The sequence below is a fragment of the Streptomyces sp. NPDC002742 genome (assembly GCF_042888885.1).
Lineage (GTDB): Bacteria > Actinomycetota > Actinomycetes > Streptomycetales > Streptomycetaceae > Streptomyces.
The window spans coordinates 1-21,299 of sequence record NZ_JBIAQF010000053.1; the positions used below are offsets into that span (position 1 = coordinate 1).

Genomic DNA, 21,299 nt, shown 5'->3' on the forward strand with positions numbered 1-21,299 from the left:
TTTGTACTCACCCTCTCGGGCTTTCCTCCGGGCGCTTCCCTTCGGTCTTGCGTTTCCGACTCTATCAGACCGTTTCCGTATCCGATTTCCTCGGCACTTTCCAGGTTCCCGCTTCCGCGTTTCCCTTTCCGGCGAGTCCGACTCTATCAGAACCTTTCGGACCCGATTTCCTCGGCGCTTTCCAGGTAATCCGCTTTCGCGTTTCCCTTTCCAGCGGCTCCGACTTTATCAGAATCTGCGGGCCGGATTGACCGGCATCCATTTCTGAATCATCAGGAGTGGCTTCTTCTGAATCGACGTATCGATTGCTTTGAGAAGCGAGCAGACTCTAACCGTTGCCGCCGGACGTGTCCAGTTCTAGGCAACTGTTCAACCCTGCCTCCCCGCTCGACCCATGTCAATGGGTTTTCTGGGGCGACGAGGACGTTAGCAGGTCACCAGGTGCGCACGCACATCGGGTGGCCGTCGCGAGTGATTCTTCCTCTGCTCCTCCCTCTTGATCGTGGATACCGGGAGACCGGTACGCGAGGTTCCAGAGGAAGGAGTGCCAGGTGGGCTGACGACAACCGGGCGCGCGAGCCGCGCTGACGTGGGTGCCGGTGTTCTCGTGCTCGGCCGTCAGGATGGCTGGACTTGGTCGAAGAGGGCGAGGGCTTCGGCGGGGTCCGGGCTCACGAGGCGTTCCAGACCGGCCGTCGTGATCTTCGCCCACCTGCCGGCCCGTGCCCACATCTGGTCCTCGAAGGCGCGGACGGTTTCGTCCAGATCTGCACCGCCGGCGGCAATGGACTCGGCCAGTTCGGCGCCTTCCAGCATCGCGAGGTTCGCGCCCGCCCCCAACGGAGGCATCAGATGGGCGGCGTCGCCCAGCAGCGTCACCCCGAAGACGTGGGTCCAGGTGTGGGACACGGGCAGGACGTAGAGGGGGCGGTGGACGAAGGCGGCGCCGTGGCGGAGGAGGTCGAGGACGGGAGCGGCCCAGCCGTCGAACAGAGCCAGCAGGCTCGATCGCACGCCCTCGACGTCGGCCAGGTCCAGGTCCGTGTGCCAGTCCAGCGGTGCGCGGAACTGGGCGTACACCTTGACGTGGCCGCCGCTGTTGCGCTGGGCGACGAGAGCTCGGTTCACGCCGTAGACGGCCAGGGAGCCGTCACCGATCAACCGGGCGAGGTCGGGGTGGCTGATGTCGACGTCGTCCAGGGTGGTCTCGACCGCGGTGACCCCGGTGTAGTGCGGTGTCGCGGACGAGACCGCCGGGCGGATCCGGGACCAGGCGCCGTCCGCGCCGACCACGAGGTCGAACGTCTCCTGTCGCCCGTCCGCGAAATGGACGAGTACGCCATCCCGGGTCCCCGGCACCACCTGCGTCACTTCCCGCCCCCACTGGACGTCGAGAGGGCCGAGCAGCAGGTCACGGAGTTGCCCGCGGTCGATCTCGGGATTGGCCCGGTCATCCGGACGGGGTCGCCAGTCACGCAGGACGGTCCCGGCCGTGTCCAGGATGCGCATGGCCTGCCCTTCGGGACGGGACAGCGCCAGGAACTCGGTCAGCAGCCCCGCCTTGTCCAGTGCGAGCTGGCCCAGCCCTTCGTGCAGGTCCAGCGTGCCGCCCGGGGGGCGGGCATCGGGAGAGGCATCGCGTTCGAGGACGGTGACGAGGTGGCCATGGCGGTGCAGGACGCGGGCGAAGGTAAGGCCGGCTGGACCGCTCCCGACCACGGCGATACGATGTCTCATGGCGATGCAGTGTATTGCTCCGATACGCTGTATCGCAACCTGTATCGCAACAGTACGATGTGACCATGACTGTGTGGGACCGGCCGGAGCCGACGACTCGCCCTGTGCCGCTCGACCGGGAACGGATCGTCGCCACCGCCATCGCGCTGGCCGACGAGGGCGGGCTGGAGGCGGTGTCATTGCGCAAGGTCGCCGCCCGGCTGAACGCCGGCCCGATGCGACTGTACGGATACATCTCCACCAAGCAGGAGCTGTTCGACCTCATGGTGGACGAGGTCCACGCCGAGATTCTCCCCACGGAGCAGCCCGGTGACTGGAGTGAGGCGCTGCGCATCCTCGCCCACCGCACCAGGCGGGCCGCTCTCCGTCACGAATGGCTGGCCGACCTCCTCGGCGGCCGCCCGACCCTGGGCCCGAACGGCCTCGCCGTGACCGAGGCCAAGCTGGCCTCCCTCGACGGCCTCGCCGACCTCGACACCGTCATGCGCGGCGTGGAGACCGTCAGCGCCTACGTCATCGGTGCGATCAGGCGCGAGATCGCGAACCTGCGGGCCGAACGCGACACGGGCCTCTCCAAGCGTGACTGGCAGCGCGCCTCCGGGGCGCATGTGACGAGAATGTTGGCCACGGGCCGATTCCCGGCGCTGGCCAAGGCCGTGCACGACGGCACGGACGTGGACGCCGAGGAATCCTTCGCGACCGGCCTGGACTGGGTCCTCGACGCCGTGGCCGCCAAACTCACCCGGCGGCCGGAGTGACATCCATCTGTTGCCGAATGTGAGCGAGGTCGGGGTCTGTGTCCGCGGGCGGTGTGGGTTTGCGCGTCGCAACCACCTCGTAGCCTCGGTTCTGGCATTGGGGCGCCGGGAGCGTGCGCCTCTTGCGTCGGGGCGCGAACGGCCCGTCCCCGGCATGACAGGTCTCGTACCGGGGACGGGCCGCCGTTCGCCGGCAGGCGGGACAGCCGAGCCGGACGCGCCCTCGTCGCTTACCGGCGGCGCGCCGATTGCCGGGCAGGTGCTGCTCGGCATACGCCCACACGTCTTGGACGGCGGAGGAGCATTCGTTCGGCTGTGACGGGGTGGCAGAGCCCGGCGCCGCCCCTGCGGCGGCTCAGTTCATGGTGAGGACGGCGGAGTCGTTGCGGCTGTCCGGATCGAAATCGGGCCGGTGGGAGTCGGCCGGATCCGGGCCCCAGACCAGCTGGACGCTGCCCTTGGCATGGGCGACCACGTCGTCGACCCGGAGAGTCAAGGCGAAGTCGGTGGCCTGTCCCTTGGGCACGATGAAGCTGGGCAGGCCGCAGACGTAGGGTCCCTTGGCCTCGGCGGTCGGATTGTTCTCCTGCCACGGGGCGCAGTTGGCGGAGTGGCCGACGGCGGTGGTGCCGGGCGGGAGCGTCACCCAGGCGGTGGGGACTCCTTCACCGCCACTGCGGTCGTACAGGGTCGCCGGACCGTTGGCGGTCAGATGGAGGTCGAGGGTCGCGGTCTTGCCCGTATCGGCTTGAGCGCTCGCGCCGGAGACCGCGAAGTCGGCCGTGTTGCGGGCCTTCAGGGAAGAGATCTGGTAATCCCTGACGGTGCCCGTCTGCGGAAGGGAGACGGAGCCCGCCGGGGCCGAGGACCGCCGGCCTGCCTTGATCACCTTCAGTTTGAGCGCGGGCGCGGACCTTTTGCCCCACGTCCACTTGATGCCCTGACCGTCCGGCCAGCCCGGCTGGCCGAGGGGCGCGGTGAGGACGTCGAGGTAGGTGAACAGGGCGGTGGAGTTCACGTGCAGGCGCACCGGGGCGGCCAGGGCGGCCGTCTCCGCGATGTTGATGCCGCCCTTGGGGTAGCAGACCGCGAAGTGGATGGCGCCGTTGAAGCCGTACTTGCAGTTGGCGTAGTGGTCGGCGAAGTCCAGGCCGGGTGAGGCCGCCAGAGCGGTCTGCACGCCGCGGGCGGGACGGTTGCCCGCGTTGGTGAACCGGACCGGTTCGGCAACTGTGCTGCCGACCTTCAGATTGCTGCGGTCGGCGAGGCGGGTGAGGCCGAAGGACGGCCCTCCCACGGTGACCGATCCCGTGCCGCCCGCGATCTGCGCGTGCGCCGACCGGCCGGTGATCTTGTACGTTCCCGTGGCGCCCAGCCGGCTGCCCCTGAGCGCGGTCAGGGTCAACTGGGTCATGGACCCGAGGCCGATCTTCGGGTTGGAGCCGGACTCGAACGACTCCGAGCACGTGGCGACCAGGCCGTGGACGGTGCAGTTGCTCGAGAACTCCACCTTGGCGATCTTCGACAGACCCCGCGCGTCCACGGTCAGCGTGGCATCGTCAGCCGTAAGGTTCTTGGCTTTGGTGTGGAAGTCGAAGTACAGGCCCGCCGTGGCAGGAGCAGCCGGCAAGGCCACCGGCGTCGGCGCGTCAAGAGTGATCACCGGCTGGCCGGAAACAGCACCGGCCGGGCCCGCGACCAGCAGCGAAGCGGCCAGACCCGCAGCCGAAGCGAAAACTGCGGCTAAGCCGGTGAGGGAATTACGTCTCATCAACATCCTTACGATTGAGGGGTTTTGCGCAGTTCACGGAACGGAACCGGGTGCGACTCCAGGATCCGGTCCGCACCACGCCTGACAGCTGGACGGCGGTTCCTGACCGTCTCCATCGCTGCCGTTGCCGGAACCACACGTCGGCAAGAGCGCCGCGCGGCGACTCTCCCGGTGGTGACGAACAGCGCGACCTTAGATCACCGGTATGACAGACGCCCACGCCATTTCCCTTGTGGGACCGCCTCGGCGTGCATCACACACCAGGTCCTCAAGTGGCTGGACAGCCGGATACCGTCGCCGCGCGGGTGCCGTCGGCTCGCCACCGGCTGACGTCATCCGGGTACTCGCCGGGGCCGGTGACCCGGCTGTCGAGCGGGCTCAGCGAGGAGCGTGCGGAGGGCGGGGGCTACAGCCCCTCGTGTGCGTCGGCGCTCACGGGCATCCTTCCGGCGGGGCAGGCGGGACGAACTCGTTCCACTGCGGCCGGGGAACCTGGACTGTCCTGGTGAGGCAGGAGGTTGGTGCGTCGACCAGACCAGAGGGCGTCGGACCGTACTCGGCCAATCCCGGGAACGCTCGATCAACTTCCTTTACCCGAACCACCACGGAAATCGGGTCGGCTCCTTAGAATTAGGAGCGATTCCAACTCCTGGAGGCACAGCATGGTGGCAGTCGGCACGGCTCGCGGACCGCTTACCTGATGCAGGAGTCGGACGCGAGGGGGGCACTCGGTGGAGTGGCCGAGTTCGTCGATGTACTGCTCGGCCTGCCCGAATTCCTGGATCACCCAACGCGTACGGTGATCGTTGGCGAACTGGGTCCGCAGATCTCGGCGCAGATACCGCGTCACGTCTCCGTAAGGCCGGACACCTTCGCGATCGTTCGGACATGCCTGAGCATTCCCGGCGGGCTCGCAACGCTGGTCGACGTGCTCACGTTGTTCTGCGGTGACGCCCACACGCTGACGCGATTGCGACAGTTGGTCGAAGCTCTCTCCCTCCCCCAGGAGTTGCAGGAGGGCGAACGACGCGACCTGGTGGCCATCCTGGGTTCGGCGCCGGGTAGGCCCTGGCTCGCGGCTTACCTCGGGGCGGCCAGCCCGGTCGTCGAACGCCTGCCGGACGATCCGGGCGAGGCTGTCGCCGTGTTGGAGGATCTGCCGACACCACGGGGCGGCGAGCCCCGTGTGCTGCGATTCACCAAAGCGCTGGTGGCGGGCCGCCACGTGCCGGAGCGTCTGCGGTACGAGGTACGCGGGTGGAGCACTCGGTTCGCGCACCGCCTCAGGCTGCCCCTGCCGGACCACGAGCCCGTCAGACCCACTGACGAAGACGCCCTTCTCGTCTTGAGCCTTCAGCCCTATCTGCCTCGCGGCGACTCCTGTCTGCTGTCGGCCTGGCTGGGATACGGGAAAGACGGGTGGTTGCCGCTGGTCCAGGAGGACGAGCCGCGGCCGCTGTCCCAAGTGCCGCCCATGATGAACGAGTTCATGGCGGTCGTCAGGGACTACACGGGCGGCCGACCGCCCAAGCGAGTCGAGTTCCTGCTGCCGCGGTTCCTGCTCGGCCTGCCGGTGGACGAATGGGTGACAGACGAACACCCCTCTGCAGGAGGCTCTCCGGAGCTCGCCCTCGGCGTGAATTGCTCCGTCGTCGTGCGCGATCTCGAACGTGCCAATGACCCGCCCTCCCACCGCGAATGGACGCGGCGCTGGGATGCTTACACCGCCGGCGGCGCGCTGCCGGAGCACGAGGTGTTGTGGCTGGGTCCCGATCACCGACCGGTGCCGTACGGCCCCCCTGCCGTCCCCAAGTCCGTGTGTGCGGTGGTCCTTGAGCACTCGTCCCTCACCGTCACGGCGGACGCGCTTGCCACGGCACTCGACGCGGGCGTGCCGGTGGTGCTTTGGGACCGGCGGACAGGGCCGACCGACCATCCCCCGCGCGGCAATTTCCGCTGGACCATGCGGGAACTGATGCACGGAGGCAGATCCGAGCAACTGCCGGAACGAGTGCGATCGTTGCGGGCGGAAACGCTACGGTCAGCGGGCATGGGCTGGGGTCGCCACATTGCGCTCCTCTGGGACGATCCGACCAGCATCGTCGGAGGGGGAGGCGCGCTGCGATGGCCGTAGTTCCGGACGGCGACAACGGGACGGGAGGGACAGGACGACGTGCAGGAATTGCGTATCTACGAGGGCCACGGCGAGCCTCACGAGGGAATTAGGCGGCTACCCGCTCCGCCACCGTGGCGCGACATGACCGACAGGCAGGACGACCGTGCGAGCAGCCGTTCACTCTCGCGGGCTCGCGCCTATCAGTCTGACTCGCACACGGTCGCCTCCGTCAACGCGGCGATGCTGCTGCGCCGTCCCCTGCTGGTCACCGGTCGGCCGGGAACGGGCAAGTCCACCCTCGCCCATCACGTCGCCCGTGAACTCCGGCTGGGCCGCGTTCTCGTCTGGCCGGTCACCAGCCGCACGACGCTCAAGGACGGCCTCTACACCTACGACGCGATCGGGCGCTTGCGGGAGGCCGGCCGGACGGCGGCCGCGCATGCTCGGCCGGTGAGTGAGCCGCTGGTGCGCGCCGAGGAGGTCTCCGATATCGGGGTCTATCTTCGGCTGGGGCCGCTCGGCACGGCGTTGCTGCCCTCGCACCAGCCGCGGGTGCTGCTCGTCGACGAGCTGGACAAGAGCGACATCGACCTGCCCAACGACCTCCTCCACGTCTTCGAGGAAGGGGAGTTCGAGATCCCCGAGCTCGTGCGTCTGGCCAAGGAGCGCACCGTGGACGTCATGACTCATGACCCCGGTGTGGTCGCGACCGTCGTGCAAGGGCTGGTGCAATGCACCGAGTTTCCGTTGGTGGTCATCACGAGCAACGGTGAGCGCGAGTTCCCCGCCGCGTTCCTGCGTCGCTGTATCCAGTTGGATCTGCCCGAACCGGACCCTGAGAAGCTCACTCGTATCGTCGAGGCGCATCTGGGGCACGACGCCACGGTCCGCGCCCAGGATCTCATCGAGACGTTCCTTCGCAACCGTGCCGAAGGGCTGCTCTCGACCGACCAGCTCCTCAACGCCATCTTCCTCTCCCTCGGTGACGGGGTCCCGGCAAGGCGCGAGGAGTTGGTGCGGTTACTGCTCAGGCCCCTCGGTCCGGGCACGTGATCAGAGAGCTGGCCGAACTGTTGCGGCTTGTCGGGGAGGCTCCCGAGGCCGAGCAGCTGGCAGACGCACTGTGGCTGGCGGAGCGCCTCGGACCGTCGGCCTCCTCGGCAGGACCTGCCGGCAGTCATGTCCTGGTGGCGGGGCCGGACGGCGCGCCGGGGGCAGTGGAGCAACTGCCGTCGGAGATCCCGGCACCGGCGGCTTCGGTCGCGGCGCCGGAAGAGCGGGTGATCGGCAGAGGGCCGGAAGCCCGGATGTCGTTGTACGTGCCCGAGGCGCGGCCTGTCCCTGGAGGTACCGGGGGTGAACGGATTCGGCTGCCGGCCCCGGCAGCCCTGCCGCAGCGTTCGGCACTCGCCCGCTCGCTGCGCCCGCTGACCCGCAGGGTCCCCTCGGGGGACATGACCGTGTTGGACGAGGAGGCCACGGTGGAGGGCATTGTCGACACCGCCCAGTGGTCCCCCGTGCTGCGTCCGGCACCCAGCCGCTGGCTGGACCTGGTGGTGGTCGTGGACGACTCGGTGTCCATGGCGGTCTGGGGCGACACCGTCGAGGAGTTCCTGTCCATACTGGGCAGCGTCGGAGCGTTTCGGTCCGTGCAGCACTGGCTGCTGCCCACCGAGGAGATCCCCTCTCATGGCATCGTGCTGCGCCCTCCCACCGCGAGGCCCGGCGAGCGTCTCCTGGACCGCAGCCCGCTGGGGATCGTCGACCCCACCGGGCGGCGCATCGTGCTGGTGGCTTCCGACTACGTGAGCCCCTCATGGGCGGACGGTACGCTGGACCGCCTCCTGCACACCTGGGGCCAGTACGGCCCGGTCGCGCTGGTACAGCTGCTGCCGCGTCGCATGTGGAAACGGAGCGCGCTGAGCGTCCACGAAGTAAAGCTTCGCTCCGGAATGCCCGGTGCTCCCAACACTCGGTTGGTCGTCACCCCTTTGGAGGGCAACCCGTCGGCCAGAAACCGGTTCGCGGCGAGCGCCATGGCCGTACCGGTGCTGGAGCTCGACCCGCGCTGGCTCGGACCGTGGGCCGCCTTGGTCAGTGGGGAGACCTCCGCGTGGGACACCCTGGCCACGCTGGTCCCGGCGTCCCGCGCCGCGGGAGCGTCAAGTCCACCGCCCCCGGCCGCGGGCATGACGGCGTCCCCCGACGACCTGGTCCGGGACTTCACCCAGCACGCCAGCCCGATGGCGATCCGGCTCGCGTCACATCTGGCAGCCGTGCCGCTGAGCCTGCCGGTGATGCGGCTGGTGCAACAGGCGGTGTGTGGAAACAGCCGGCCGTCCGTGCTCACCGAGATCCTTTTCACTGGTCTGGTCACCCGCGCCGACCAGGACCTCGCAGACACCCCCGCCGACGAAACACTGTCCGTTTCGTTCGACTTTCGTCCTGGTGTTCGCAAGGTTCTGCTGGACGGAGCGCGGCAGTCCCAGATCCTGCACACGCTGTCCTGCGTCACGGAGTGGCTGTTCGGCCGCCTTCAACGCTCTGGCACCCCCACCACCGACTTCACGGCCCTGCTGGACGGCGAGGCGACCGCGGTCGACGCCGCCCGCTCGGTACGCCCCTTCGCTATCGTCACCGCACAGGCCTTGCGCCACTTGAGTGAACGCTACGAAGGGCTGGCCCGGCAGTTGGAGGAGTCAGCCCCGCTCGGGGCGAGCCGTCCCTCCCCCACCGGTACGGTGCCGGTGCCGGCGGAGGCGGAACCCCTTTCCGTCAACGGCACGGTGCCCCCGGTAGGCGTGCTGCTGGACCGGGACGAGCTGCTGGCGGAGATACACGCTGGCGCGTTCGGCGGCCGCAGCGCGGGCCTGGTACTGACGGCCCGTGAGGGCGGCGGCGCTACCTCGACGGCCGCCCGGTACGTGGCGATGTACGGCCATGCCTACGATCACGTGGCCTGGGTGACGGCGGGACGGCCCTCCGCCGGACGCGAACTGCCCGCCCTGCTGCGGGCCACCGGCGCGCGGCCCACCGAGACTTGGCTGCTGGTGGTCGACGACGCCCGGCCGCAGGACCTTCCCGCATCGCTGCCCGAGGGGCCTGGCACCGTACTGGTCACTTCCGCCGACGGCGGCTGGCCGAACGGGTTCGTGTCTCGATCCGTCCCGTCGTTCAAGCGGGCCACCAGCATCCGCCTCCTGCTCGACCAGGTGCGCGGGCTCACCGCCCCGGTCGCGCTGCGAATCGCGGCCAGGCTCGACGACGTACCTCTGGCGCTGGCCATCGCGGCGCGTCTGCTGCTCCGGTTGGCGCCTGACGCCCTGCTCACCGCGCTCGGCGCGGACCCGGAACCCGGAGCACAGCCCGCTGCCCCCCTCGATGACCCCGTGGCCAGGGTGTGCGCGCTCGCTCAGGACCACGCGGTGCGAGAGTGCCCGGCAGCCGCGACTCTGCTGGACTTGTGCGCGGTGCTGGCCGGAGGCCCTGTGCCGACTGGATTCCTCACTCAGGCGCTGCCCCGGACGTACGACGTGGCGGTGGCCGCCCTCGCAGACGCCGCACTGGTCACGACCACCGATGACGGGATGACCGTGTTCATCGCGCCTGTGGTGCAGCGGGTGCGCCGGGAACACATGGCGATGGCTGAGGTGGTCGCCGCTCAGCGACTGGCACGGGCCACGTTCGTCACCTGGCACACCGCCGTCGCCACGCCCGTCGGGGACAGCGGCGGCATCCTCGACCTGACTCGGCATCTGGAGCCGATGGGCGCCCTCGGTGATGCTGATCCGGCCGTGCGAGAGGCTGTGCGCGAGCAGGTGAGGCTCCTCGCTGAATGCGGTGACATCGAAGGGGCTCTCGCTTGGGGCGAGTTGGCCCGGGAGCGGCTCCAGGAGCAGGCCGGCACCGACGGCGCCGAACTTTCCCGGCTCCTGACCCAGATGACGTCTGATACCGCGGTGGACAAGAAACAGCGGGGCCCATGACTGTCACCCCAGGGACGAGCCCCCCGGCGGACCCGGCTCCGCCCGAGCCGTCGGCCGATGGGCCGGTGCGCAGCGCGCTGAGCGTGGGGGTGACTTGGTTCGCGCCCGACGAGGAGTTCGGCCTGGACGACGAGGGCCCCGATCCTCTGCTGTTCGCCGTGGAGCGGGTGACCGCGGTGGCCTCAGCGCTGCAACTGCCCTGCTTTGGCTACCGATGCGAGCAGCTGGCCCCCGAGGACGGGTCGACCGGCCCGACGGCCGAGGCTCTCGGCGATGCCGTGCACGAACTGCTCTCCGCGACCGGACCGGACGACGTCCTCGTCATCCATGTCGTCAGCCACGGGGTGGTCAGACCCACCGGCCTGTACGTCTTGGGTTGCGACAGCACCCACACGGCGGGTACGTCGGTGGGAGGTTGGCTGTCCGCGGTGGAGGACTTTCCCGGCCGACCGCTGGTGTTGTTCCTGCTGGACCTTTGCCACTCCGGGGCCGCCGCCCGTATGGAGTGGCAGCTGCGCCGGATGCTCGACGGCTCCAACCGAGCGTGGGTGATGGCCGCTTCGGCCGAGGCGGAAGTGGCGGTGGACGGCCGCTTCAGCGAAGCCGTGGCCGAGGTCCTGACCGCGCTGGCCGAGCGAAGACTGCAATTCGACCCGGGCAGCCCGCACATCGGCTTCCACTGGTTCGCCGACGAAGTGCGCAAGCAGCTGGGGAAGACCACCGACGCGCGCGGTGGTCTCGCCCAGCGCATCACCGTCAGCGCCCTCGACACCGTGGGACCCGACCTGCCGTTCCTGCTCAACCCCAGCTACCACGCGGCGGCCGTGCGGCCGGTCCCCCTCCGTGCCACGCCAGGGGTGTCCGCCTCGCTGCTCGACGATGTCGCTGACCCCGACCACTTCCGCCGCCATGCCCAGGGCGGCGCAGGCTTTCCGGCCGAACAGGCTGACTGGCAGGGGCTGTTCACCGGACGCGCGGCGGAGGTCGAACGGATAGCGGACTGGCTCGCGGGCGGAGCCGGCCTGGGCCGGCTGATGGTGGTCACCGGCAGTCCGGGCGCGGGCAAGTCCGCGCTCCTGGGCGTGTTGTTGTGCGCATCCCATCCCGAACTACGGGAAGACACCCGTACGTTGTGGCAGCCTCTCGGCCGCGAGGTGACCGCTCGGTCGGCGCCGCTGCCCGTCCATGCCCGTCAGCGCACACTCGCCGAGGTGGTGCGGTCCCTGGTGCACCGCACCGGCGCTCACGATCCGGGGTGGGCCGACTCCTCGGACGCCCCGGAGACGGACCCGCGGCGGCTGATCGAGGCGCTCAGCCGCCGCTCCGGCCCGCCGCCCGTCGTCATGCTCGACGCGCTTGATGAGGCTCGCGACCCAGTGGAACTGGTCCGCGACCTGCTCCAGCCCCTGACCACCCTGGACCGGCCCGACGGGCTGCCACTGTGCCGAGTACTGCTGGCGGCCCGAGAGGAGGATCCCTTTCTGCCGCTGATCTCCGACGCGCGGACCACCGGGAACCTGATCGACCTCGACGCGGTCGGACACGAGACGCTGGAAGCGGACCTGCGGGCGTACGTCGAACGGCTCATGGGACCGGAGCGGAGCGAGCATGTAACGGAATTCGCCGGCGCCACCGCACGCGCCCTGGCCGATCCGGAGCCCTCCCCCGCCACCGGCCCACACCTCATCGCCGCCCTCTACACGTCCTATGTTCTCCAGGAGGCCGTGGCCCCCGCCCTGGACGACCCCGAGGCGGCGCGCCAACTCGGTGAACAGGTCCCCCGGGACCTGCCTGGCCTGTTGGATCTCCAGTTCGCCGGTGACCACGCCCACCATCTGCTGCGTCCAGTCCTCACAGCCCTCGCCTTCGCCCAGGGCGACGGCCTGCCGGTGGCGCTCGTGGCCGCGATCGCCGACGCCTTCGACAGCCCGAGCGAAGTGTCGAAAGCGGCCGAACCCGACACGCCGGACGACACCGACACGCCCGGTCCGGCAGCACGTGCCTTCGAAGACCACACCGCAGAAGTCGTGCACCTTCTCGACGAACTCCGTGCTTTCCTCCGTACCGTGCCCGACGACCGGGGTACCGCCCTGTACCGCCTGTTGCACCAGAGCATCGCGGACGAGTTGCGCGACCAGGCCGTACCCGCCCCTCGCCCGGCACCCGGTGCGACGGCCGAGCAGGCGGTGTACGAGGCGCTCCTGGGAACCCTGCGCGGATCGGGGGCCGCAGCGGGGCTGCGTTGGGCGGGACTCGACGACTACCTGCGTCATCACCTCGCCCAACACGCCGTCGACGCGGGCTGCTTCGACGCCCTGTGCGCCGATCCCGGCTTCCTGGTCCATGCCGACCCCGACCGGCTCGATCCCGAACTGGGCCATGCCGCATCGGAGTCGGCGCGCAGCGCCGCCACTGTCTACCGAACCAGCGCGCACGTTCACCGCAGAACGTCTGACGAGGGCCGTCGGCACATCCTGGCCATCGACGCCGTACGGCAGGGCGCCCGCACCCTCGCCGACCGGTTGGCCCGGCCGGGCCCCGGGCAGGGCAACCCGATGCCGTGGCCGCCGCAGTGGGCCACGTCCAGCAGGATCAGCGCGGCCCATGCCTTCACCCTGCCCCTGCCCGAGGACCGGGTGACAGCGATCGCCGCCCCGGCATCTGGGCCGTCCGACGTGGTAACCGGCACACGGGACGGGCGTCTGCGGGTGTGGGACGCCCGGCACGGCCGAGTACGCGGTGCGCTCGATCCCGGCCGCGGCGAGATCAGGTCGCTGGCCTGTACGGAACGCGCCGGCCGGCCGGTGGTACTGGTGGTGGCGGCGGACGGAGTCCCGGAGGGGCGTGCCCTGCCCGCACTGGAGCCTCTGCGGACGGCGGCCCCGCTGTTCCCCGGCGCGCGCGGGGTGCGAGCCCTCGCCTGCGTCGACGTGGTGGGGCGGGCGATGGCCGTGACGGCGGACGCGGACGGGCACCTGCTGTTGTGGGATCTGATGGGCGAACTGCCCGTCGAGAACCTGCGAAGCGACCTGGGCCGGACCACCGCTCTGGTCTGTGTGTCCGGTGACGACGGACCGCTCGTGGCGGTGGCCGACGACGAGGGGACGGTCCGCTTCTGCGCGCCGCTCGGGGAGACGGCCGGTCCAGATCTGCGCCACCCGTGCAGCGTGACCGCCCTCGCGCTTGGTGTCGTAGGAGACCGCTTGTGCGTGGTGACCGGCGGGGAGGACGGCCATGTGCGCCTCTGGGACGCCACCTCTCATGCTCTGCTGATGACTTCGGCGACCGCGCACGACGGGCCGGTCTACGCGCTCTCCCACGTGGACGGCGCTGAGGACGGACTGCGGGCAGCAGATGGTGAGGAGGGCTCAGAACCCCGTCTGCTGAGCGGCAGCAGTGATGGCACGATCCGGATCTGGGATCCTGCGCATGGCACGGAACAGGGCCGCTTCGTCGGGCACATGGGCGCGGTGACCGCCCTCGCCCGACCCCCTGGAACGCCGCCCGTCCTGGTCTCGGCCGGCATGGACCCGGCATTGCGGGTGTGGCATCTGCCGCCCGGCCGGCCTCGTACCGCACCCGAGCCCGGACACACCTCCTGGGTCACCGCCCTCGCCTGCGCCGAACTCGACGAGCGCGCCGTACTCGTCTCGGCCGGTGCCGACGGGATGCTGCACCGCTGGGACCTGGCAGAGGGCACGCCGTACGGCCCGTCGGTGCAGACCAGGCACGCCGGAGCGACAGCCGGACGGCCGGTGTCTGTGCATGACTTGGTGATCATCGGCGGGCAAGAGCGCACCCTGGTCGTCACCGCGGGCGCCGACGGCCTGTCGCGGGTTTGGGACCTGCGCGAGGGCACTCCGTACGGGCTCGCTTTCAGTCCCGCCACTGCGCCGGTTCAGGCGCTGGCGGCCTCGTCCCTCGAAGGGCGGCCGGTGTTGGTGTCAGCCGGCACCGACGGTTTGCTGCACCTGTGGGACGTGGAGACCCGCTCCCGCAGGGGCCTGCCGATCGCCGGACACACCGGCGGGGTCAACGCACTGGCCTGCATGGATCTGGACGCCCGCCCAACCGTACTGTCCTGCGGCGACGACGGGACTCTGCGCCTGTGGGACCTGGCGACGGGGCTGCCGCTCCTTCCGCCCGTGCAGGCTCATCAGGGCTGGGCCACCGCGCTGGCCTGCACAACCACGGACGACGGCGTTCCGCTCGCCGTCACCGGGGGCCAGGACGGCACCCTTCGGCTCTGGGACCTGTCGGGCACTCCGCGGATACGACCGTGCGGGGAAACCCTGCCCATCGTCGGCGGGGTCAACGCGGTCGCGTGCGGCGCGGGGCCCGAGGGCCCGTTCGTGGTTGTCGCGGACGACGGTGCCGTCCGTGTCTGGAACCCGTTCCTGGAAAGCTCGGTCGCCAGCTTGGGCGTACCCGGCGCAGTGCAGTCGCTGCTGGTGTGCGAGGACCGGATCGTCCTGGGATGCGAGTGGGAGATCGTCGTCCTGCGCCGCTCCGACTGATCGTGAGGGGAGATCAGTGCAGTAGGGACAGCTCGGCAGCCACCTCGGGCACCGCCAGGTAGCGCGTCGCCTTATGGGAGGCGGCCAGGCCGAGGCTCACCTCGTGATGGACGTCGATACCCGGGAAGGAGGCAGGCAGGTCACGAGGGATCGCCACGACGTCCCCGATGTCCGCGATGTTCACCCACCGCCGCACGCCCGGCGGTCGTTGCCCGGTCCGCTCCTCGTTACCCGGCCCCAGGCACAAACGGTCACGGATCGCCCCCGGCAGTCCCAGTGGGGAGCCCAGCGTGATGAGCACGTCCAGTTCCACGGGACGGTGCCACAAGGCTTCGTAGGCGATCACGCTGCCCAGCGAATGCGCGATGAGTACCCGCGGGCGCCGACGCTCCATCACTCGGTGCAGTTCGTCCCGTACTTCCGTACGCCGCTGCGAGGCGGGATCAGCGAGATAGGTATCGGCCTCCCGACAGAACAACACCACCGCTCGCCTGGCCAGATCACCGTGACGACGGGCGATCCACTCGGCGATCTGACGCACCGGCAGCCCAGCCCGGCCCATGAGAACCTCGTCGGGAGCGCCGAGTTCTGCCGCCCAGTCCGCGAGCATCTGCTGTCCCGTCGCCTCGAGGAGTTCCGGGTCCTCAGCAGATCCCTGGGTCGTCCCCAGATGAAGCAGATGCGCGTAGTAGGCCGCGTCGAGGCCTCCCTGCTCGTAGGAGACCCCGTCGTACTGGGCGCCCAGCGCCGCACCCCATTCGGCTGCCAACGCCCGTGCGGCCCCGTCCGCACTGCCGGCCCGTGCCAGGTAGCGGTAGCAACGGATCCCGTGAATGCCTACGAGCATCGAACCCCCCGTGGTGGTCGAGCATCCTCGTGGACCCCAGCGTAGGGCAGCGGCGGACACAGCCGCCGCGGGTTCGAGATACGCCGCAGCAAGCCGAGGTGCAACTGCCCGAGTTGCTGCGGCCCCGGCAGATCCGTGATGGCATTCCGGGCTCAACTTCCTCCCGTCAGCGCGTTCGTGAAGGTTCGACGGGCTCCGTGCGCGACCCCGAAGGCCGTTCCGACGTGCCTGCGGGAGTTACCGGAGCGGCTCCCGGAATCACCACGGTCTTGAGGGGCATCCGCTGACATCAGCGGATGCCCCTCACGAACCCCTCAACGGCCTCCGCCCGTGCGACCTCTCGGAGGCGAAGGGGTCAGCGGGCGGGTAGGACGAGCTCGGGCTGGTCGAGCAGGCGCAGCCAACTTCCGTCGGAAGGGAGCGGAGCGGACGACGCCATACCTGGCAAGGGTGAGGCCCCGAGTCGGCGGTACAGCAGCTAAAGTCAGCAACACGGCAGCCCGGCAACAACCCAACCATCCTGTCCACGCAAGGTGATCGATGTTCGACGTCGAGCAGACGACTCCGTACGAGATCAAGCTGACAGCCTCGGGTAAGACCGCGACCATCGTCGGTGAACCCGTCCTGGACCGCGAAGATCACTGGCAGTTTGCGGTGTACCGCACTGACGTGACGCATTGGGATGACGGGACCCTCATGTCCACCGGCGAGCGGACCTCTGTTCTCCGATTCCTCAGCGACCGCCGTACGCGCCTGGACTGATTCCAGGGGCGCCGGGTCGCGTCCCCGGTGGGTGTCCAACTGCGTGACAGCGACCACGAATCGCGGCCGAAAGGCACGGACGACTGCGGAGCCTGTGCAGAGCCGTGCTGTGAGCGTTCGGTTCATAGTGGCGCCGGCGGAACTCATACGAGCTGAAGCCGACCAATACCTGCTGCACGACGGCAGCCGACGCCGCAGTCACGACCCCCCTGGTCAGCCCTGGTCAGCCCTGCGTGACGATTCATGGTCGGCTGCTCCGGTGGCTCCGGTCACCATGCGCTGATGACCGGAGCGTCGGGTTCGTGGTGCCGCCAGGCCTCGTTGAGGCGCGCGAGTCGGCCTGCGGCGGCGATGCCGCGCAGGGACGCGACCTTGCCGTCGCTGACTTCGAACGCCACGGCGCCCACGACCCGGTCGTCGACCACGGCGAGCACGGCCGGGGAGCCGTTGACCAGGGCGATATACATCGCGGGCGAGCCGCCGGCCAGCCGCCGCTTCGCCGCCGTGGGCTTGAAGCCGGCCCGCACGTAGGAGGCGACCCGCTCGCGCGTCTCGTACCGCAACAGCCGCGTGCCCAGTCCAGCGCCGTCCGAGACCGCCGTCACGTCGTCGGTCAGCAGCGCCACCAGCCGTTCGGTGCGCCCCGACGTGGCAGCGACGAGGAATTCCTCGACGACCCGGCGCGCGGACGCGGGGTCGGCCTCGCCGCCGCGGCGGCGCTCGGCGGCGACCCGGATCCGCGCCCGGTGGACATGCTGCTGGCTCGCGGACTCGGTGATGTCGAGGATCCCGGCGATCTCGGCGTGGCTGTACGAGAAGGCCTCACGCAGGACGTAGACGGCCCGTTCGACCGGCGAGAGCCGCTCCATCAGGGTCAGGACGGCGAGGGTCACCGATTCGCGCTGCTCGAAGGTGTCGGCCGGGCCGAGCATGGGGTCGCCGTCGAGGAGCGGCTCGGGCAACCAGGCACCGGCCGCTCGCTCGTGGCGCGCATGCGCCGAGCGGAGCCGGTCGAGGCAGAGATTGGTGACGACCTTGGTCAGCCACGCTTCCGGCACCTCGACCCGTTCGCGGTCTGCGGCCTGCCAGCGCAGGAACGTGTCCTGCACGGCGTCCTCGGCGTCGGCGGCCGAGCCGAGCAGACGGTACGCGAGCGAGGCCAGCCGGCCCCGGCTGGCCTCGAACCGATCGATGGCTGCGCTGTCCATGCGAAGCAGCCTATGCAGCGACCCTCACACCTGCCCGGTCAGGTGCGGTGGCCAGGCGGCGCTTGCGCTTCGGCATGCCGAAGGTCGGGTGGGCCACGCCCCACCCGGCCCCCTTGAGCACGCCCGACTTCAGCCGCGCAGCGGTCCGGCCGCCCAGGTACCAGGACCTCGACCGGACGTCCCTGTCCACCATCTGGAAGATCGCGTCCCGCCGCCCGAGGCTGATGTGGTTGCCGTAGTACTTCAGCCCGGTGGTCGGGACCTCGCTGCCCGTCAGGCGTGCGATGATCGCGGCCGTCGCCTGCATGTTGGTGAAACCTGCCGAGGCGCAGGACATCGGCAGCGGCCGGCCGTTCTCGCCGATCGCGTAGACGCAGTCACCGGCGGCGTAGACGTCCGGGTGTGACACCGAGCGCATGGTGCCGTCAACGACGATCTGGCCGGTATCGGCGACCTCCAGGCCGCCGGCGGCCGCGATGGGGTGCACGGCGAACCCCGCCGCCCACACGGTCACGTCGGCCGGGATGGACGTACCGTCGGCGGCGATCGCCCGTGCCGGCTCGACGGCTTCGATGCCGGTGTGCTCGTGGACGGTGATGCCGAGCCGGGCGAAGGCACGGCGCAGGTGACGGCGGGCCTTCGGGGAGAGCCAGGCGCCCAGCTCGCCGCGGGCGGCGAGCGCGACCGAGAGGTCGGGCCGGGACTCGGCGAACTCGGTGGCGGTCTCGATGCCGGTCAGCCCCTCACCGACGATCAGCACGGTGCCGCCCTCGCCCAGGCCGGACAGGCGCTCGCGCAGACGCAACGCCGAGGACCGGCCGGTCACATCAAAGGTGTACTCGGCCACGCCGGGGACGCCATGGTGGGCTACGGAACTGCCGAGCGCGTAGAGAAGGGTGTCGTACGCAAGCTCGCCATCGCCGTCCTCGCCGGTCACGGCGACGGTCCTGCGCTCGGGGTCGATGCCGGTGACGCGTGCCAGGCGCAGCCGCACCCCGGTGCCCGCGAATACGTCGGCGAGCTTGCGGAGCGCGAGGTCCTGGCCGATCGCGAGCTGGTGGAGCCGCATCCGCTCAACGAAGTCGGGCACGGCGTTGACGACGGTGATCTCGATGTCGGAGGGCGAGAGCCGGCGGGCCAGGTTCCCGGCGGCGAAGGCCCCGGCATATCCGGCGCCGAGTACGACGATGCGGTGCTTCATGGCGTTGCTCCTGTCTCGTTCGCGTGTCCTTCGAACGAGACGGCGCCCCGATTGCTGACAGGAACCGGGTGTGACGCGGGTCACTGAGCCAGGAGGAGCGTCGCGCGCCGTGGGGGCGCCGAGGATTGCCACGAGTAGAACCGCCCGTTCCTCGGGCGACACCTCGGTCCGGCTCTCCAGCGGATTCTCGGTCTCGCCGGATGGCCAAGCCTTCTACAGCGTGTCAGTCCAGGCTTTCTCCCGGCCTGGGAAACTCATGTGCTCTCGCGCCAGTTGCTTCGCTGGAATGCGACCACGGCGGGCGGCACCTCGGAGAGTCACTTCCGGTGACCGTTCGTGCCCCGCTGCAACTGAACGCCTGAGTCGGCCAGTTGAGTGGTGACTTGCCTATGCGCCGGCAAGCTCCGCAAGACGGAGAACCAGCGCTCGACTCGGGAGTACGCTCCCGAGCGCAGGCAACGATGTCTGAGAACCGGGGCACGAGGTGGCGATGGACGACAGGGATGACTCGGCGTCTGCCAGTGAGTCGGCGGTGGCTGCCGGCGGAGGTGCCCCTTCCTTGGGGCCGGCCCAGGAGAAGCACGGGGCGGACAACGTGGTCGTCGGCGTCAGCCTGGCGGTCACCCTTGCCTGCATGCTCGCATTCCGACTCGATCAGCGCAGGAGGGCTGGTCAGCGCATTCCCGAGTGACCTTGCGCCGCCGGCCGGCAGAAGCTCTCAACCAGGTTGGCAAATGCTCTGCTCAGGACCTATGGGGGCGCGGCGGGAGTCAGCCTGCCTGTGACCGCTCAGCAGGCTGCCTGTGACCGCTCAGCGAGCCATTGTGCCGGAGCCGGCTCCGAAGCTGGTGGAGGGCAGACCGCGGGTGGCCTCTTGCCGTACGCAACCGGCGCGAAACGTGCCGACCCGACGTCAGCCAGACGTGAGCGAGACGTAAGCAGCTCCTGCCACCTTGGTGACGCGCGCAGCAGTCGCGCCTGCCCTGTCCTCCGTATGTGACCGGGCCGAATGCCCCGTACGCCGAAATTTGGAGTCGCCGCATGGCCGTCCCCCACCATGGTGCTGTCCCGACCGGTCTCTCCCGGAGGTCGGTACTGACCGCCGCCGGCCTGACGGCCGCGGGCGTCGCGTTCCAAGGGTCTCTGGGCGCCGTGAGCGCCGCGGCGGCAACTACACCCGCGATCTTCTACTCACCCCACCAGGACGACGAGGCGATCGGGATGGCCGGCTCCATCCTGGAGCACAAGGCCGCAGGCCGACCGGTCTACCTGGTGCTCGTGTCCAAGGGCGAGAACGGCGGCATCGCGCAGAACCTCAACCAGACTCCCTGCTTCCTGGGCGACAAGTGCTCGGCCCCTGGTCACTACCACGAGCTGGGGTGGCAGGAGACATGGCCGACGCCTGAGGTGGTCTCGGGCCGTACGTCCGAGTTCAACGTGTCCGCCAAGGCCCTCGGCGTCGACAAGGTCATCAACCTCAAGCTCTCCGACACCGCTTACGGCACCGACGGCGAGTACGACGCCTTCGTCCAGCAGATCATGGGCAAGGTCCGCGCGCTCGCCCAGCAGTATCCGGGCGCCTCGCACAAGTTCACCGCGGGGTGGCTCGACACCACCGACCCGACGAAGCCCACGAACGCCACACACAAGGCGTGCAGCGACGCCGCGTACTGGCTGATGAAGAACGGCGAGCTGAAGGACGTCCGCTTCAACCACATCTACACCTACGAGGCCTTCAGCCGCGACCAGCGCGACCGCGGCGCGGACTACGTACTCAACATCCCGTCCTCGCACATGACGAAGAAGCGGGCCGCGATCCTCGCGTACAACACGTGGGACCCGAACCGGAACCTCTACACCGCCGGCTACCACAGCGTGCCCACCATGCTGGAGGAGGCATACGGCGACCCGAGGGAGTTCGTGTACGCCCTGCCATCCAACTACAAGCCTGGCCGAGGGAATTGAGCGAGGACGGTTGCCCAACCGATTCCTGGGAGCCTGCCGGACATGGACGACGCGGCGATCGACGGCTCGCACGCGCCCGCGGCTGCGGGACTGGCTGAGGTCGGCGGCATGCCATGAGATCCTTCCCTGCGCGGACTTCTCGCCGCGGAAGACGGCGAACACCTCCGACACCCCGGCCGGTGCCCGGCACGGCGTGCGCTGTCCCCGCGGTTGAACACCGCTCATCGATGAATCCGAACCGAATCGAATCCCAGGGGGACTGATGAACTCGGTCAAGTCTTGCTGATGCGGTATTAACTTCGCTGGTCAGCTCGCAGGCCAAGGAACCTGGGGTCTCTTGGCGCTGCGCGCAACACCTTCGCGAATGTAGCCGTTACTCGCCGCGCTTCCCAGCCTTCGCCGTCGAGTGCGGCCGACCTTGGGGAAGCATG

The 21,299-nt window shown here is 69.6% G+C and carries 13 protein-coding genes; 8 read left to right on the plus strand and 5 right to left on the minus strand.

The genetic code is table 11. From position 1 onward, the window contains the following. A partial coding sequence (locus tag ACFYW8_RS43705; protein ID WP_389093383.1) for a hypothetical protein occupies nt 1-251 on the plus strand: 251 nt, incomplete at its 5' end. A gap of 367 nt (nt 252-618) precedes the next feature. Here ACFYW8_RS43705 and ACFYW8_RS43710 read toward each other — a convergent pair. Continuing rightward, entirely contained in the window at nt 619-1,737 is a 1,119-nt protein-coding gene (locus ACFYW8_RS43710) for an FAD-dependent oxidoreductase (RefSeq protein WP_389093386.1), read from the minus strand. Nucleotides 1,738-1,802: 65 nt separating this feature from the next. Here ACFYW8_RS43710 and ACFYW8_RS43715 point away from each other — a divergent pair, with 65 nt between their 5' ends. After that, nucleotides 1,803-2,495 carry a TetR/AcrR family transcriptional regulator gene (locus tag ACFYW8_RS43715; protein ID WP_389093391.1) on the plus strand — a complete coding sequence of 231 codons (693 nt, stop codon included), beginning with the start codon at nt 1,803-1,805 and terminating at the stop codon, nt 2,493-2,495. Between the two features lie 355 nt (nt 2,496-2,850). Here the strand turns inward: ACFYW8_RS43715 and ACFYW8_RS43720 are convergent, their stop codons facing one another. After that, entirely contained in the window at nt 2,851-4,266 is a 1,416-nt protein-coding gene (locus tag ACFYW8_RS43720) for a hypothetical protein (RefSeq protein WP_389093394.1), read from the minus strand. A gap of 736 nt (nt 4,267-5,002) precedes the next feature. On the opposite strand from ACFYW8_RS43720, the gene ACFYW8_RS43725 reads away from it, so the two are divergent. The 4 genes from ACFYW8_RS43725 to ACFYW8_RS43740 are packed head-to-tail and all read left to right on the plus strand — an operon-like array spanning nt 5,003 to nt 14,885. Then, nucleotides 5,003-6,400, plus strand: a complete 1,398-nt coding sequence (locus ACFYW8_RS43725; RefSeq protein WP_389093399.1) for a hypothetical protein — start codon at nt 5,003-5,005, stop codon at nt 6,398-6,400. Nucleotides 6,401-6,439: 39 nt separating this feature from the next. Continuing rightward, nucleotides 6,440-7,435, plus strand: coding sequence for an AAA family ATPase (locus ACFYW8_RS43730; protein ID WP_389093402.1), 996 nt, complete (start codon nt 6,440-6,442; stop codon nt 7,433-7,435). Further along, nucleotides 7,432-10,368, plus strand: a complete 2,937-nt coding sequence (locus ACFYW8_RS43735; protein WP_389093407.1) for an SAV_2336 N-terminal domain-related protein — start codon at nt 7,432-7,434, stop codon at nt 10,366-10,368. Before ACFYW8_RS43730 ends, ACFYW8_RS43735 begins: the two co-directional genes overlap by 4 nt. After that, entirely contained in the window at nt 10,365-14,885 is a 4,521-nt protein-coding gene (locus ACFYW8_RS43740) for an AAA family ATPase (protein ID WP_389093411.1), read from the plus strand. The genes ACFYW8_RS43735 and ACFYW8_RS43740 overlap by 4 nt, the downstream gene beginning before the upstream one ends. Before the next feature lie 13 nt (nt 14,886-14,898). On the opposite strand, the gene ACFYW8_RS43745 is transcribed toward ACFYW8_RS43740, so the two are convergent. Further along, complete coding sequence (locus ACFYW8_RS43745; protein ID WP_389093414.1) at nt 14,899-15,732, minus strand: hypothetical protein; 834 nt, start codon at nt 15,730-15,732, stop codon at nt 14,899-14,901. Between the two features lie 540 nt (nt 15,733-16,272). Between ACFYW8_RS43745 and ACFYW8_RS43750 the strand changes: the two genes are divergently transcribed. Further along, nucleotides 16,273-16,494: a hypothetical protein gene (locus tag ACFYW8_RS43750; protein ID WP_389093417.1), complete on the plus strand. Its 222-nt coding sequence runs from the start codon at nt 16,273-16,275 to the stop codon at nt 16,492-16,494. Nucleotides 16,495-16,763: 269 nt separating this feature from the next. On the opposite strand, the gene ACFYW8_RS43755 is transcribed toward ACFYW8_RS43750, so the two are convergent. Beyond that, complete coding sequence (locus ACFYW8_RS43755) at nt 16,764-17,702, minus strand: sigma-70 family RNA polymerase sigma factor (RefSeq protein WP_389093420.1); 939 nt, start codon at nt 17,700-17,702, stop codon at nt 16,764-16,766. A gap of 10 nt (nt 17,703-17,712) precedes the next feature. Continuing rightward, entirely contained in the window at nt 17,713-18,903 is a 1,191-nt protein-coding gene (locus ACFYW8_RS43760) for an NAD(P)/FAD-dependent oxidoreductase (RefSeq protein ID WP_389093424.1), read from the minus strand. 1,041 nt (nt 18,904-19,944) lie between these two features. Between ACFYW8_RS43760 and ACFYW8_RS43765 the strand changes: the two genes are divergently transcribed. Further along, nucleotides 19,945-20,868, plus strand: a complete 924-nt coding sequence (locus tag ACFYW8_RS43765) for a PIG-L deacetylase family protein (RefSeq protein WP_389093426.1) — start codon at nt 19,945-19,947, stop codon at nt 20,866-20,868. Nucleotides 20,869-21,299: the final 431 nt, after the last annotated feature.

Bases quoted from the DNA above. Each gene is read 5' to 3' on its own strand.
- ACFYW8_RS43760 (WP_389093424.1), bottom strand. From the start codon at position 18,903: ATGAAGCACCGCATCGTCGTACTCGGCGCCGGATATGCCGGGGCCTTC.
- ACFYW8_RS43715 (WP_389093391.1), top strand. From the start codon at position 1,803: ATGACTGTGTGGGACCGGCCGGAGCCGACGACTCGCCCTGTGCCGCTC.
- ACFYW8_RS43755 (WP_389093420.1), bottom strand. From the start codon at position 17,702: ATGGACAGCGCAGCCATCGATCGGTTCGAGGCCAGCCGGGGCCGGCTG.
- ACFYW8_RS43740 (WP_389093411.1), top strand. From the start codon at position 10,365: ATGACTGTCACCCCAGGGACGAGCCCCCCGGCGGACCCGGCTCCGCCC.
- ACFYW8_RS43750 (WP_389093417.1), top strand. From the start codon at position 16,273: ATGTTCGACGTCGAGCAGACGACTCCGTACGAGATCAAGCTGACAGCC.
- ACFYW8_RS43765 (WP_389093426.1), top strand. From the start codon at position 19,945: ATGGCCGTCCCCCACCATGGTGCTGTCCCGACCGGTCTCTCCCGGAGG.
- ACFYW8_RS43745 (WP_389093414.1), bottom strand. From the start codon at position 15,732: ATGCTCGTAGGCATTCACGGGATCCGTTGCTACCGCTACCTGGCACGG.
- ACFYW8_RS43710 (WP_389093386.1), bottom strand. From the start codon at position 1,737: ATGAGACATCGTATCGCCGTGGTCGGGAGCGGTCCAGCCGGCCTTACC.
- ACFYW8_RS43720 (WP_389093394.1), bottom strand. From the start codon at position 4,266: ATGAGACGTAATTCCCTCACCGGCTTAGCCGCAGTTTTCGCTTCGGCT.